The sequence below is a fragment of the Devosia sp. genome, assembly GCF_041917035.1.
Classification (GTDB): Bacteria; Pseudomonadota; Alphaproteobacteria; order Rhizobiales; family Devosiaceae; genus Devosia_A.
In genome coordinates this window covers 1-13,508 of record NZ_JAYRYM010000096.1, presented here as the reverse complement: position 1 = coordinate 13,508, position 13,508 = coordinate 1, and the positions used below count along the sequence as shown (strand labels likewise).

Genomic DNA, 13,508 nt, shown 5'->3' with positions numbered 1-13,508 from the left:
GACGATCTCGGCCCGACCAACGGCCCGCTGTTGATCGGCGGCAAGTCGATGGGCGGCCGCGTCGCCAGCATGGTCGCCGATGGCCTGTTCGAGGCCGGCCGCATCGGCGGGCTGGTCTGCCTCGGGTACCCCTTCCACCCGCCGGGCCGGCCGGAACAGTTGCGCACCCGCCACCTCGTCGGGCTGAGGACCCCCACCCTGATCGTCCAGGGCACCCGCGACGAGTTCGGTGTGCCCGACGAGGTTGCGGGCTACGGCCTCTCGCCTGCTATAGAACTGTGCTGGCTCGAGGATGGCGACCACGACCTGAAGCCGCGCAAGGCGATCTCCGGTTTCTCGACCGCCGAACATCTGGCAACCATGGCGCGCCGTGTCGTCGAGTGGGCCGGGCACCTCTCGCCCTCTCCGTGAAGATCGCCACCTTCAACGTCAACGGCATCGTCCGGCGGCTCGACAACCTGCTGGCCTGGCTCGCCGACGCCGAGCCCGACATTGTCTGCCTGCAGGAACTGAAGGCGAGCGACCGCCAGTTTCCGCGCAGCGCCCTCGCCGAGGCCGGCTACGGGGCGGTGTTCGCCGGACAGGCCAGCTGGAACGGTGTCGCCATCCTCGCGCGTGGCAGCGAGCCGATCCTGACCCGCGCCGGGCTCCCCGGCACCGAGGATCGCGCCGAGGCCCGCTACATCGAGGCTGCGGCGCACGGCGTGCTCGTCGCCTGCCTCTATGCTCCGAACGGCAACCCTCAGCCCGGTCCCAAGTTCGACTGGAAGCTGCACTGGAACGAGCGACTGATCGCGCACGCCGCCGGGCTGGTCGAAGCCGGCGTCCCGGTCGTCCTCGCCGGCGACTACAACATCGTGCCCGAAGCCCGCGACATCTACCCGACCCGCTCCTACGACGACAACGCGCTGCTCCAGCCCGCCTGCCGCGCCCAGTTCGACCGCCTGCAGCAGCAAGGCTGGACCGACGCGCTCCGGGCGCTCGCGCCATCCGAGACGCTCTATACCTTTTGGGATTATCGCCGCGAGCGCTGGGCCCGCAATGCCGGGCTGCGGCTCGATCATCTGCTGGTCTCGCCTGACCTCGTGCCCCGTCTGCGCCGCTTCGGCATTGATCGTGACGTGCGCGGGGCGTCCGAGGCCAGCGATCACGCCCCGGTCTGGATCGAGCTCGGTCCCGAGCCGGGCCGTCGGCGCCGCTAGTCTGCCGGATAATCTTCTTGCCCCTGTCGATTCGGCGCAGCTACGTTCGTCGTGGTGGTGAACGGGCGTAGGCAGGGGCCACGACCATCGAACAAGGAGCATCAGCATGCGTAAGGTCACAGCCGGCTACTTCCACTCGGTCGACGGCGTCGTCCAGTCCCCCAACCTGTGGCAGTTCGATGCCTTCGACGACGAACTGGGCGAGATGCTGGGCACCGTCATGCAGGCGACCGACACCGTGCTGATGGGGCGGGTCGGCTACTCCGAATGGGCCGGCTACTGGCCTACCGCCACCATGGACGGCGACTTCGCGACGTTCATCAATTCCGTCCCGAAGTTCGTCGCCTCGCGCACCCTGTCCCCCGCGGATATGGGCTGGTCGAACTCGAAGCTCATCGTCGGCGACCTCCTGGAGTTCGTGCGTGCCCTGAAGGCCCGTGACGGGGGCGACATCGCCGTCATGGGGGGCATCTCTGTTGCCCGCCAACTGTTCTTTGCAGGTCTGCTCGACAGCCTGACCCTGATCACGCATCCGGTGGTCGCCGGTGCCGGCATGCGGATGTTCGAGCCCACCGATCCGGTGACCCGTCTCGAGTTGCGCGATTGCCGGCGGACCAGCAAGGGCAATGTCGTCACGAGCTATGGCCTCCGCTCCGCCTAGCGGACGCTCCCGGCGGGCTTGACCGCAGCCTCGCGACCCAGCACCTGGGCGCGGTCGAGCTGGCGACAGCTCTCGATGAGCCGGACCGCTTCGTCGGCCCGGCCGAACTCGATATGCGTCACGAGCTGTTCCCGAAACTCCAGCGATTGCCGGCGATACTCCGCTCCAGCCAGGGCGGACTCGCGCGTCAGGGCCAGGGCGAGCGTCAGTTCTGTCACTCCCACCACTGCCCGAAGCAGGACGTCCCCGGCGCTCTCGGCGATGATCGAGTGCACCTCGAGGGCGCCCAGGCCGGCCTGCTGCACGCTGTCGCCGCTCGTCGCCATCTGGTGGAGCCAGAACTTCATCAGCCTCACATGTTCTGCGGTGCGATGCCGGGCGGCCAGTTCGGCGAGCGGCGTCTCGAAGGCGCCACGCACGCGGAACAGGCTGTGGTAGAACTGTGGGTCGGGCGGGGCGTGAAAATGCCAGGCCAGCACCTGGGGGTCGAGGAAGTTCCAGCGTGATTTCGGCGTGACGCGCGTCCCCACCTTGGGGCGCGCCTCGACCAGGCCCTTGGCCTCCAGCGTCCTGATCGCCTCGCGCAGCACGGTGCGCGATACCCCGTACTGTTCCATCATCGCCGCGTCGCTGGCGAGCAGGGAGCCGACGGCATGAGCCCCCGAGACGATGCCGAGGCCGATCTCGTTGATCACATAGGCATGATAGTTCCGTGCAGCGGGCCGCCCCGTCAACGAGCGGATGAGGCTGCCTGCTTCGTACATGCTATGCTTTCTTAGCCGCCTTTTCCCCCGGCGCGGAGGCCGCAAAGATCAGCCGCTGCAGCACGATGAACAGGAACAAGAGTACACCGATCACGATTTTCGTCCACCAGCTCGACAGCGTGCCGTCGAAGATGATGTACGTTTGGACCAGGCCCAGCAGCATGATCCCGATGAACGTGCCGAGGACGAAGCCGTAGCCGCCGGTCAGCAGCGTGCCGCCGATCACCACGGCACTGATCGCGTCCAGTTCGACGCCAACCGCCGCCAGCGGATAACCCGCCGACGTGTAGAGCGAAAACACGATTCCCGATAGACTCGCGAGCACGCTCGAGAGCGTGTAGATGGCGACGGTCGTCTGCGCCACCGGCACGCCCATCAGCGAGGCCGAGACGGTATTGCCCCCAAGAGCGTAGACGTAGGAGCCGAACCGCGTCCGGTGCGCGATGACGGCGCCGACGACGAAGACGGCGATCATGGTGAGGCCGATGAAGCTGAGCCGGCCGCCGCCCGGCAGGCGGACCACCAGGTCGGAAATCCAGTCGTAGAACTCGTGCTTGATCGGCACCGAGTCCTGCGTGATCACCGAGGCGCCGCCGCGAGCGAGGAACATGCCGGCCAGCGTCACGATGAAGGCGGGCACCTGCAGGTAGTGGATGGCGAGACCCATCACCGCGCCGAACAGGGCGGCGACGGCGATGGCAATGGCGAAGGCGAGGAGTGGGTGGAGCCCGGCCCAGCTGACCAGCACCGCGACCAGCACACCGGTGAACCCGATGACGGCACCCACCGACAGGTCGATCCCGCCCGACAGGATGACGAAGGTCATGCCGACCGCCGTGATGCCGAGAAAGGCGTTGTCGGTCAGCAGGTTCCCCAGCACCCGCGTCGAGAACATGCCCGGAAACTGCATGACGCTCAGCCCGTAGGCGAGAACGAAGATCACTGCCGTGGCCAGCAGCGGGCGCAGGCTGCGGTTCATTTGTCCGTCCCCCTCGATCCGTTGCGTCGCAGCATCGCGGCGGGCAGCAGCCGGGGCGCCAGCGGCGACTGGATCAGCAGGATGATGAAGATCATCCCGGCCTTGACGATGAGATTGAACTCCGGCGGGAACCCCGACACCAGGATGCCGGTATTCATGGCCTGGATGATCAGTGCTCCGACCACCGCGAGCGGCACCGAGAAGCGTCCGCCCAGCAAGGACGTTCCGCCGATAACCACGGCGAGGATCGCGTCGAGTTCCAGCCACAGGCCGGCATTGTTGGCGTCAGCCCCGCGAATGTCGCCGGCGACGATGATGCCGGCAATCGCGGCGCACAGCCCGGACAGCGCGTAGACCAGCAGCAGCAGCATGCGACTGCGAATGCCTGCGAGGCTCGCCGCCTTGCGGTTGATGCCCACGGCCTCAATGAACAGCCCGATGGCGGTGCGCCGCACCAGCACGGTCACCAGCACCATCAGCGCCAGCGCGATCACCGCGGCCATCGGCAGCCCGAGGAACGACCCGGTACCGATGAAGATCAGCACCGGATCGGTGAACGTAACGATGAAGCCCTCAGTGATCAGCTGCGCGATGCCGCGTCCGGCGACCATCAGCACCAGCGTGGCGACGATCGGCTGGATATCGAGTACGGCCACGAGAAAGCCGTTCCACAGGCCGCAGGCGAGCCCGACGGCCAGCGCCACCGCCACGGCGACCGGGGCGGGGTAGCCGGCAACCACCAGCGTCGCCGCCACGGCCCCCGCCACCGCCATCACCGCGCCGACCGAGAGATCGACGCCCTTGGTGGCGATCACCCCGACCATGCCGATGGCGAGGATGGCCACCGGCGCCCCGCGGTTCAGCACGTCGATCAGGCTGCCGAACAGCCGGCCGTCCTGCCATGTCACGCGAAAGAAGCCCGGAAACAGCAGCCAGTTGATCAGCAACACGCCGACCAGGGCACCGAGCTGCGGGTTGGCGAGGCGGCTGAGCAAACGCCGGATCATGCCGGACTGGCCTCCCTGTGATTGGCGATCGCCTGGACGATCACGCCGGGGTTGATGTTCTCGCCGTTGAGTTCGGCAACCAGCTCGCGGTCCCGCATCACCACGATGCGCGACGAATAGGCAACCACCTCGTCGATCTCGGAGGAGATCACCACCAGCGCCAGTCCTTCGTCGCGCAGCCGGTTGATCGTCCTGACGATCTCGGCATGGGCGCCCACGTCGATGCCGCGCGTCGGCTCGTCGAGGATGAGGAAGGCCGGGTCGGTGGCCAGCCAGCGCGACAGGATCACCTTCTGCTGATTGCCGCCCGAGAGCAGCTTGACCGGCATGTCGAGCGAGGCGGCGCGGATGTCCATCGCCTCGCCGAACTTCCCGGCGATTTCCAGCTGCTCGTCACGATTGAGGGCGCTGAACCAGCCGAGCTTGCCCTGCAGCGCGATCACGATGTTCTCGCGTACCGACAGGTCGCCGAAGATCCCTTCCGCCTTGCGGTCTTCCGGGCAGAAGCCGAAGCCGCGCTCGATGGCGTCGGTCGGCCTGGCGATCGACACCGGCATGCCCGCTACCGTCACCGTCCCTTCGTCCGCCGCGTCCGCGCCGAACATGATGCGCGCCATCTCGGTACGCCCCGAGCCGAGCAGTCCGGCAACCCCGATGACCTCGCCCTTGTGGACGGTCAGGTCGAACGGGCGGACACTGCGCTTGCGGCCGTAGCCGCGGAACTCCGCCAGCACCTCCCCCAGCGGTCGGCTGTCCTCGAGCTTGGTGGCGCCGGAGAAGGCCACGTCCTTGCCCAGCATCAGGCGCACCACGTCGGTGCGGGTCAGGTCGTCGAGCGGCCGGGTGTCGATCAGCTTCCCGTTGCGCAGGATGGTGACGCGGTCGGCGATGGCGAAGACCTGGTCGAGAAAGTGCGTGATGAATACGATGGCGAGGCCGGAGGACTTCAGTCCGGCGATGATCTCGAACAGGCGTTCCACCTCGTTGCGGTCGAGGCTCGCGGTCGGTTCGTCGAGGATGAGGACCTTGCCGCTCAGTTCCACGGCCCGCGCGATGGCGACGATCTGCTGCACCGCCACCGAGTGCGTGCCGAGTTCGCTCGATGGATCGATACCCAGGCCGTAGCGCGACAGGATGGCCCGCGAATCGTGCTCCATCTTCCTGCGGTCGACCAGTCCGAAGCGGGTCGGCTGGTGGCCGAGGAACAGGTTCTCCGCCACGCTGCGGTTGGCCAGCAGGTTCACCTCCTGGTAGACCGTGCCGATCCCGTGCGATTGCGCCTGCTGCGGGTTGTCGAGCGTGATCGCGGTGCCGTCGGCGAGCACTGCGCCACCATCCGGCTGGTAGGCGCCGGTCAGGATCTTGATCAGCGTCGACTTGCCGGCGCCGTTCTCGCCCAGCAGGGCGTGCACCTCTCCCGCCCGCAACCCGAAATCCACTGCGTCGAGCGCCACGTGGTTGCCGAAGACCTTGGTAATTCCGCGCGCCTCGAGCGCCAGCCGGTCGCCGTCCAATCGCCCCTCCTGCCCACGGCGCCTCAGGGCGCTCTCGATGGGTGTCCCCGCCGGCGTGCTGCCGGCGGGGACCGCGTCAACCCTCGTTCCTATATCAGTAACCAAGGCCCTTGCGGCGCTCATATTCGCCCTGCGGGTCGTCGGCCGCAGTATAGAGCTTGGACTCGGTGATGATGAACTTCTCCGGAACCGTGCCGTCCTTGAGATAGGCGGCGAGCACGTCGAAGGCCGGACCGGCCATGTTCGGCGTCAGTTCCACCGTGGCGTTGGCCTCGCCGGCGGCGATCGCGGTGAAGATGTCCGGCACCGCGTCGATCGAGACCACGAGGATGTCGCTGCCTGGCTTCAGCCCGGCATCCTTGATGGCCTGGATGGCGCCGACCGCCATGTCGTCATTGTGGGCGTAGAGGGCGCAGATGTCCTTGCCGCCATTCTCGGCCTTGAGGAAGCCTTCCATCACTTCCTTGCCCTTGGAGCGGGTGAAGTCGCCGGTCTGGCTGCGGATGATCGAGATATTGGCATGCGCCGCGATCGCTTCCTCGAAGCCCTTCTTGCGGTTGATGGCCGGGGTGGAGCCGACGGTACCCTGCAGTTCGACGACCTTGCAGTCCTTGTCCTTGACCGCGTCGACCAGCCACTGCCCGGCGACACGCCCTTCCTTGACCTGGTCCGAGGCCACGCTGGTCAGGTAGAGGTCCTGCGGCGCGTCCACGCCACGGTCGAGCAGGATCACCGGGATCTCGGCCTCCTTGGCCTCGCCCAGTACGTCTTCCCAGCCCGTCGCGACCACCGGGGCGACAAGGATGGCGGCCACACCCTGGGCGATGAAGCCGCGGATGGCCTTGATCTGGTTCTCCTGCTTCTGCTGGGCGTCGGCGAACTTCAGGTCGACACCGCGCGCCTCGGCCTGCTGCTTGGTGACCGATGTCTCGGCGGCGCGCCAGCCGGACTCCGAGCCGATCTGGCTGAAGCCGATGGTAAGTCCGTTGAGATCCTGCGCCAGGGTCGCGGAAGACAAGGCGGTGACGAGGCCCGCCGCGACGGCGAGCTTGGAAATGAGCTTCACGATGGTTCCTCCCAAAAGCCGCCCGGCGGTGTCCGCCTGGGCGATGGGGGGACGCTACATAAAGTACTATTATATGTAAAGATGCCCTGTCGGTGCGCGGGACGCGTCGGACAAGGGCCGGCCTCCGGCACTGCCGCGCCGCCGCCAGCCCCTCGCGGTGCAGTCGTCTCGCAGAGGTTTCGGAGTGTCCTTGCCCGAGGGGCGGAGTGGGTTGCCGGCTCGCCGGAGGAACCCGAGCCCCCCCTCCGGTGTGCCGACGGAGCCTAGTCCCCGGCCCCCGGCCGGCCGCCCGAAGCGCCAGTGCCGATGGGCAGTTCCGAGAGGACCTCGAGGCTTCGGTCTTCGCGGACAACAGCAGCAGGACGCCCGCCGGCGCTCTCCGCGAGAGTGCGGTCCCGGTCGAGCAGCAACTGTCCGATCTGCGGCTCGTAGGCCCGGACGAGGCCCGAGAGCCAGCGGTTCAGCAGATAGGAAGGACGCGGCATTTGCACGTCGAACCGCGACAGCAGCGCGATGGCCGTCGGCGCGTCGATCCACGCGTCGCCCACCACCCACTGGTTGACGGTGAAGAGGCGAATCGGTCGTCCACCCGCGTCCACGCCAACCGCCACCAGATGGTGGACCGGTCCCGAGGCACCGGCCGGGCGGATGAAGCAGTGGAAGTGCCCGTGCTCGCGGTCACCCGCGGTCGCCGGATGACAGTGATAGTACCATTGCGAGGCGCTGGCCGGATCGAACACGTCGCCGGGTGGATGGTGTTCCCAGGCGCTGATGGCCGCAGCGTCCGCAAACACCTCGTTGAGAATGGTCAACCCTGACTTGGCGAGGATGGCCTCGCAGTAGGCGACTTCGGCCAGTGCGCGCTGTCGTTCCTCGCTCACGGATCGGTGCCGACGGCAAGATCGGGGGTTTCCTCCCCCGAGGTCCTGACCTTTGGAGGCGGAGGGGGGGCAGCAAGTCCGCCGCCCTCGTCATCGGCGCCCGGTTGCAGCGGCGGCGGCGGGGCGGCCAGCTTCGGGGCGCCGGCCGCACAGGGTGCTGCCGCGCATGGTGCCGTACCGGCCGCGACCGGGCCGGCCCCGTACTCGGGCCGCGGCGGTACGGGGTGCGTGGCATGGTCGATGGCGATGGCGGCCGTTGCCGCGGCCAGCGCTGCGCCAAACAGCAGGGTGTTGCGGCTGGTCATTTCCTGGCGAATCCGTCGAGACCGAAGGCTGGTCGCAGGGCTATCCCGGCGATCGAGCCGGCGAACGCCGCCGCAAACCACAGCCAGCCATGCAGGCTTCCCGTGGCGATGCCGGAGAACAGCGCGCCGATGTTGCAGCCGAACGAAAGCCGGGCGCCGTAACCCATCAGCAGGCCGCCGACGATCGCCGCAAGCAGCGATCCCAGCGGGATGGCGGCCTTGGGCGCGAACTTGCCGGCAGCGGCGGCCGCCAGGGCTGCACCGAGCACCAGCCCGAAATCCATCACCGATACCGTGTCGGCGAGGACGCTCGAGGACAGCGCCCGCGCCTGCGCCGGTGCCGTCCAGAATTCCCAGCTGGCGACGTCGAGGCCGACGGCCTGCGCGATCTTGGCGCCCCACAGGCCGAAGCCGTAGGTGATCGACCACGGATGTCCCGCCAGCAAGAGGGTCGCGACGTTGAGCACGGCGAGCACGAGGCCCGCCCCGACCAGCGGCCACGGGCCGCGCGTCACCCAGTGCCACCCGTTCCCGGGCAGCGCCGGTTCGGACTCGATATTGCCATGGACCCGCTTCTCGATGATCGCCGTGAGCAGCGCTACCAGCGCAAGCGCCGTGATGGTGACCGCGACGGCAAGGCCGACGCCCAGCTCGCGCCCCAGGCTGATGGCAGGCAACCCGGGCTGCTGCAGCCAGAACGGCAGGTGCGCCGTTCCGGCCAGGGCTCCGACGATGAAGAACACCAGCGTCACCAGCATGCGGGCAGAGCCGCCACCGACGGTGAACAGGGTGCCCGAGCCGCAGCCGCCGCCCAGCTGCATGCCAAGGCCGAAGATCGCCGCACCGAGCAGCACCGAGACCCCGATCGGCGCCAGCGCACCGACCATCGGCTGGCCGCCGATGCTGCCGGCCCAGACGAGTGGAATCATGGCGATGGTGGCGACGCCGATCGTCAGCATCTGGGCCCGCATGCCCCGGCCGCGCCGTTCCACCACCATCCGCCGCCAGCCTCCGGTGAAGCCGAATGAGCCGTGGTAGAGAGCGATGCCGAGCGCTCCGCCGATGAGAAACAGGGCGCCCTGGCGCAGGTCGACGAGCCAGGTGATCAGCACGAAGCCGGCAACCAGCATCGCTCCCGCCACAACCAGCGGCATACGGTCGGATTGCGGCAGCGAGGCAGTCGCGGGTTGTGCAGCGGTGGCGACGCTCATGCGGAAACTCATTCTGGAATGCGCCGTCGGATGCTGCGCGCGCGGCGCAGCATCCGGGTTTGTGAGGTCGGCGAGTAGGCCTTACTGGATCGGGCGGGCCGGATCGGCGGCCCACTCGGCCATTGAGCCGTCATACATCGCGGTGTTCTTGTTGCCACCGATTTCGTGCAGCGCGAACCAGGCAATCGAGGCCCAGTGCCCGGTATTGCAGAAGACGATGTTTGCCTCGTCCGCGTCGAGGCCGACGCTCTGGGCCAGCGCCAGCACCGTTTCGGGCTGCGCAAAGCTTGCGAAGTCGGCGCTGTAGAACTTCGAGTGCGGCAGGTTCTGCGCCCCGGGGATGGTGCCTTCGATGCGTACGACCGGGCTCTTGGCCTGCCCCAGGTACTGCTCCGCCGGACGGCCGTCGATCAGCGCCCGGCCGCTTGCCAGAGCCGCCTCGACATCCGCGGTCGTGGCGCGAAGGGCCGGCTGGACTTCATAGGGGAAGGTCACCGGCTCGGCCGCGGCCGGCTCGGCCACCCGCTCGCCGCCCTGCGCGTCGTACTGGCGCCAGCCGCCGTCGAGGATGGAGACCTCGTCGTGGCCGAGATATTTGAAGGTCCAGTAGACGCGGGTGGCTCCGCCGAACTCGGAGGAGTCCGTACCCCACGGAACGATCACCACATGGTCGTCGCCATCGATGCCCAGCCCGCCGATCAGCCCGGCAATCTGCTCGACCGGCGGGATCTGGCCCGGCACCCCGTCGACCTCGGTCCGCCAGCCGGCCGACCCGTACGGGGCAACCACGGCGTTGGCGATATAGGGCAGGCCGCCCAGGTCCGTCTCCGCGACCTTGTCGCGGATGTCGAGGATGACGACGTTGGGGTCCCCGGCGTGCGCCTTCAGCCACTCGGCGGTGACCAGCGGGGTGACGTCTGATGCGAAGCTCGCAACGGGGGTGAGGGCCAGTACGGCTGCAGTGACGAGGGCAGTCAGGCGCATGCGCTTTCTCCTGTTGGGTGCGTTGGCCCGACAATATGTCCCGCGCTCGTCTCAGGCGACGATTGACGAACCAAAGCCTTCAGCGAGTTGACAAAACTCATCCCCTCGACGCGGCCTTTCGGAGCATGGCATTTCGACCCGGCGGCTCCCGCCGTCGCGGCTCGCCGAGCGGCCTTCGGTCGGGACTGTCATCGAACTGTCGCCGCGCTGTCATCCGGGCTTGTTGTGGCGCCCCTATCGGGGGGACCACATCATGTCTGGGAGAAACGAATATGGACAACCGTAAGCTTCTGGCGATTGCCACGGCTCTGATGACCTCCGTCGCACCGGTCGCCGCGGCCCCCGTGTTCAACCGCATCGCCAGCTTCCCCGTGGCGCTCAACAGCCCCGACGCCGAGTCGACATCGTCCGAGATCGTCGCCGCGTCCGAGGATGGTCTGACCCTCGTCTACTCCGACAGCCCGGCCGGTGGCATCGGCTTCATCGACATCACTGATCCGGCCACCCCCAAAGCAGCGGGCTTTCTTGCGCTCGATGGCGAGCCGACCTCCGTCACTGTCCTGGGCAGCAAGGTCTACGCTGCGGTCAACACCCGCAAGGACTTCGTCGACGTCTCCGGCCGGCTGGTGGTCGTCGATCTGGCGACCCGTGTCGTCGAAGCGACCATAGAACTCGGCGGCCAGCCTGACTCGATCACTCACAACGACGCCGGTACGCTGATCGCCATCGCCATCGAGAACGAGCGCGACGAAGAGGTGAACGATGGCGACATCCCGCAGGCTCCGGCCGGCTATCTCGTGCTCTTCAACCTCGTCGATGGTGCGCTTGATCCGGCGAGCCTGCGCAAGGTCGACCTGGCCGGTCTGGCTGCCACGGCGGGCGAGGACCCCGAGCCCGAGTTTGTCGACTTCAACGGTCTCGACGAGATCGCCGTGACGCTGCAGGAGAACAACGAGATCGTCATCGTCGACGGCAGGAGCGGCACCGTCATCTCGCACTTCTCGGCCGGTACGACCAGCCTCGAGGGCATCGACACCAAGCGTGACGGCGCTCTGAGCTTCACCGGTCGGAAGGACGACGTTCCCCGTGAGCCCGACGCGGTCAAGTGGCTGGACGACAACCGCCTCGTCGTCGCCAATGAAGGCGACTGGAACGGCGGCTCGCGCAGCTTCACCATCTTCGGCAAGGATGGCACCGTCGTCTACGAGAGCGGCCCGTCCATGGAACTGGAGGCGGCACGCCTCGGCCACTATCCCGATGCCCGCAACAACAAGGGCGTCGAGCCCGAGGGGCTCGAGGCAGCGACCTTCGGCGAGGACGCGCTGTTCTTCGTCGCGCAGGAACGCTCTTCGCTGGTCGCCGTCTACAAGGATACCGGCGCGGCGCCCGAATACCTGCAGTCGCTGCCGTCCGGCATCTCGCCCGAGGGGCTGGTGGCCATCCCGTCCCGCAACCTGCTGGCGACCGCCAACGAGGTCGACCTGCGCGCCGACGGCCTCGCCGGCTCGCACGTGATGATCTACGAGCGCGCCGAGGGTGAGGCGGCATACCCTGAACTGATTTCCGATCTCGACGCCGACGGTCGCCCGATCGGCTGGGTGGCGATCTCCGGCGCCGTCGCCGACGCCGAAAAGCCCGGCATCCTGTACGCGGTTTCCGACAGCGTGCTCGGCGCCGAGCCGTCGATCTATACCATCGATGCGACGGCCAGGCCGGCGCGCATCACCGCGAGGACCATCGTCACCCGCGGCGGCCACCCGGCCCAGAAGCTCGACCTCGAGGGCATCACCCTCGACGGCAAGGGCGGCTTCTGGGTTGCCTCCGAGGGACGCACCGATCGCCTGACGCCGCACGCCCTGTTCCGCGTCGACGCCAAGGGCGCCATTGTCGAAGAAGTGGCGTTCCCCGAGGCGCTCCTCGCCGGAGAGATCCGCTTCGGTGCCGAGGGCGTGACCAGGCTCGGCGATACCCTGTGGGTCGCCATCCAGCGCGAGTGGAAGGACGATCCGAAGGGCCAGGTGAAGCTCCTCGGCTACAATACCGGCGACAAGACCTGGAGTGCGGTGCGCTATCCGCTCGACGCTCCGGCCGAGGGGGCCTGGAACGGTCTGTCCGAGATCACGGCGCATGGTGATCATGTCTATGTCGTCGAGCGTGACAATCAGGTCGCCGAAAAGGCGGTGCTGAAGAAGCTCTTCCGCATCCCGGTCTCCGAGCTGGTCGGCGCCGAAATCGGCGGGGACTTGCCGGTGGTGAGCAAGCAGGAGGTCCGTGACTTCCTGCCGGAGCTCGCCGCGCGCCGCGGCTACGTGCTCGACAAGGTCGAAAGCTTCGCGATCGATGCGACCGGCAACGGCTTCGTCATCACCGACAATGACGGCGTCGCGGACAGCTCGGGCGAAACCAACTTCTGGTCGGTCGGCCAGGTTCAGTAAGGGCCTCCTGCTCGCGGGGCCCCGGGGCCGGCCTTCGGGTCGGCCCTTTCGTTTGTGACGCGGAATGCTCGCAACGGACGCCGGCCTGGCGGGCATTGCGCTACATGCGCCAGCCGCCGGGTTCCGCGTCGGCAGCTGCGGGATGCGGCCGGCCGAGTTGGTCGGCGAGATCGAGCTCGAGCCCGGATTCCAGGGCCCTCTCCGCACCGGCACAGGGATCGGCCGTCGGCGATCAGCCCTTGACGCCGCCCTCGCTCAGGCCGCTGACGAGGAAGCGCTGCGCTAACAGGAAGACGATGGTGATCGGCAGGCCGGAGAGGATCGCCGCCGCCGCGAAGTCGCCCCACAGGTAGCGCTGTTCGTAGAGATAGGAACGGGCGCCGACGGCCAGGGTCATGTTGCCGGTTTCGCGCAGCAGCACCGATGCCACCGGGTACTCGGTGACGTGGCCGATGAAGCTCAGTACGAACACCACCGCCAGGATCGGCACCGACATCGG

13 protein-coding genes and 1 pseudogene are annotated in these 13,508 nt (G+C 67.8%); 4 read left to right on the top strand and 10 right to left on the bottom strand.

Features of this window, described 5'->3' with window-relative positions; translation table 11 throughout:
* The 3 genes from ACE3TU_RS11555 to ACE3TU_RS11545 all read left to right on the top strand — a co-directional run.
* Nucleotides 1-411 (top strand): alpha/beta family hydrolase (locus ACE3TU_RS11555; protein WP_374624300.1); only part of this gene is annotated, 411 nt, incomplete at its 5' end.
* On the top strand, nt 408-1,202 hold the full coding sequence (gene xth, locus ACE3TU_RS11550) for an exodeoxyribonuclease III (protein WP_374624298.1): 795 nt from the start codon (nt 408-410) through the stop codon (nt 1,200-1,202). The genes ACE3TU_RS11555 and xth, both read left to right, overlap by 4 nt.
* A gap of 106 nt (nt 1,203-1,308) precedes the next feature.
* Nucleotides 1,309-1,863, top strand: a complete 555-nt coding sequence (locus tag ACE3TU_RS11545; RefSeq protein WP_374624296.1) for a dihydrofolate reductase family protein — start codon at nt 1,309-1,311, stop codon at nt 1,861-1,863.
* On the opposite strand, the gene ACE3TU_RS11540 is transcribed toward ACE3TU_RS11545, so the two are convergent.
* From ACE3TU_RS11540 to ACE3TU_RS11500, 9 genes are all read right to left on the bottom strand, one after another.
* On the bottom strand, nt 1,860-2,627 hold the full coding sequence (locus tag ACE3TU_RS11540) for a FadR/GntR family transcriptional regulator (protein WP_374624294.1): 768 nt from the start codon (nt 2,625-2,627) through the stop codon (nt 1,860-1,862). The two genes, ACE3TU_RS11545 and ACE3TU_RS11540, sit on opposite strands and share 4 nt — an antisense overlap.
* 1 nt (nt 2,628) lies before the next feature.
* Nucleotides 2,629-3,606: a galactofuranose ABC transporter, permease protein YjfF gene (yjfF, locus tag ACE3TU_RS11535; protein ID WP_374624292.1), complete on the bottom strand. Its 978-nt coding sequence runs from the start codon at nt 3,604-3,606 to the stop codon at nt 2,629-2,631.
* The gene (locus ACE3TU_RS11530) at nt 3,603-4,613 is read right to left on the bottom strand and encodes an ABC transporter permease (protein ID WP_374624290.1); all 1,011 of its coding nucleotides are present in this window, start codon (nt 4,611-4,613) and stop codon (nt 3,603-3,605) included. Before ACE3TU_RS11530 ends, yjfF begins: the two co-directional genes overlap by 4 nt.
* Nucleotides 4,610-6,250: a sugar ABC transporter ATP-binding protein gene (locus tag ACE3TU_RS11525; RefSeq protein WP_374624288.1), complete on the bottom strand. Its 1,641-nt coding sequence runs from the start codon at nt 6,248-6,250 to the stop codon at nt 4,610-4,612. Before ACE3TU_RS11525 ends, ACE3TU_RS11530 begins: the two co-directional genes overlap by 4 nt.
* On the bottom strand, nt 6,222-7,193 hold the full coding sequence (gene ytfQ, locus ACE3TU_RS11520) for a galactofuranose ABC transporter, galactofuranose-binding protein YtfQ (protein WP_374624286.1): 972 nt from the start codon (nt 7,191-7,193) through the stop codon (nt 6,222-6,224). Before ytfQ ends, ACE3TU_RS11525 begins: the two co-directional genes overlap by 29 nt.
* A 263-nt stretch (nt 7,194-7,456) precedes the next feature.
* The gene (locus ACE3TU_RS11515) at nt 7,457-8,074 is read right to left on the bottom strand and encodes a hypothetical protein (protein WP_374624284.1); all 618 of its coding nucleotides are present in this window, start codon (nt 8,072-8,074) and stop codon (nt 7,457-7,459) included.
* Nucleotides 8,071-8,379, bottom strand: coding sequence for a hypothetical protein (locus ACE3TU_RS11510; RefSeq protein ID WP_374624282.1), 309 nt, complete (start codon nt 8,377-8,379; stop codon nt 8,071-8,073). The genes ACE3TU_RS11515 and ACE3TU_RS11510 overlap by 4 nt, the downstream gene beginning before the upstream one ends.
* The gene (locus tag ACE3TU_RS11505; RefSeq protein ID WP_374624280.1) at nt 8,376-9,590 is read right to left on the bottom strand and encodes a YeeE/YedE family protein; all 1,215 of its coding nucleotides are present in this window, start codon (nt 9,588-9,590) and stop codon (nt 8,376-8,378) included. The genes ACE3TU_RS11510 and ACE3TU_RS11505 overlap by 4 nt, the downstream gene beginning before the upstream one ends.
* Nucleotides 9,591-9,671: 81 nt before the next feature.
* On the bottom strand, nt 9,672-10,574 hold the full coding sequence (locus ACE3TU_RS11500; protein ID WP_374624278.1) for a sulfurtransferase: 903 nt from the start codon (nt 10,572-10,574) through the stop codon (nt 9,672-9,674).
* A gap of 272 nt (nt 10,575-10,846) precedes the next feature.
* Between ACE3TU_RS11500 and ACE3TU_RS11495 the strand changes: the two genes are divergently transcribed.
* Nucleotides 10,847-13,009 carry an esterase-like activity of phytase family protein gene (locus ACE3TU_RS11495; RefSeq protein WP_374624276.1) on the top strand — a complete coding sequence of 721 codons (2,163 nt, stop codon included), beginning with the start codon at nt 10,847-10,849 and terminating at the stop codon, nt 13,007-13,009.
* A 232-nt stretch (nt 13,010-13,241) separates the two neighbouring features.
* Here ACE3TU_RS11495 and malG read toward each other — a convergent pair.
* Nucleotides 13,242-13,508, bottom strand: a pseudogene (gene malG, locus ACE3TU_RS11490) (maltose ABC transporter permease MalG); the annotation flags it as partial.

What these genes read in the sequence shown, in the direction of transcription:
- ACE3TU_RS11505 (WP_374624280.1), bottom strand. Translation starts at nt 9,590, where the DNA reads ATGAGCGTCGCCACCGCTGCACAACCCGCGACTGCCTCGCTGCCGCAA.
- yjfF (WP_374624292.1), bottom strand. Translation starts at nt 3,606, where the DNA reads ATGAACCGCAGCCTGCGCCCGCTGCTGGCCACGGCAGTGATCTTCGTT.
- ACE3TU_RS11545 (WP_374624296.1), top strand. Translation starts at nt 1,309, where the DNA reads ATGCGTAAGGTCACAGCCGGCTACTTCCACTCGGTCGACGGCGTCGTC.
- ACE3TU_RS11495 (WP_374624276.1), top strand. Translation starts at nt 10,847, where the DNA reads ATGGACAACCGTAAGCTTCTGGCGATTGCCACGGCTCTGATGACCTCC.
- ACE3TU_RS11500 (WP_374624278.1), bottom strand. Translation starts at nt 10,574, where the DNA reads ATGCGCCTGACTGCCCTCGTCACTGCAGCCGTACTGGCCCTCACCCCC.
- ACE3TU_RS11540 (WP_374624294.1), bottom strand. Translation starts at nt 2,627, where the DNA reads ATGTACGAAGCAGGCAGCCTCATCCGCTCGTTGACGGGGCGGCCCGCT.
- ACE3TU_RS11530 (WP_374624290.1), bottom strand. Translation starts at nt 4,613, where the DNA reads ATGATCCGGCGTTTGCTCAGCCGCCTCGCCAACCCGCAGCTCGGTGCC.
- ACE3TU_RS11510 (WP_374624282.1), bottom strand. Translation starts at nt 8,379, where the DNA reads ATGACCAGCCGCAACACCCTGCTGTTTGGCGCAGCGCTGGCCGCGGCA.
- ACE3TU_RS11525 (WP_374624288.1), bottom strand. Translation starts at nt 6,250, where the DNA reads ATGAGCGCCGCAAGGGCCTTGGTTACTGATATAGGAACGAGGGTTGAC.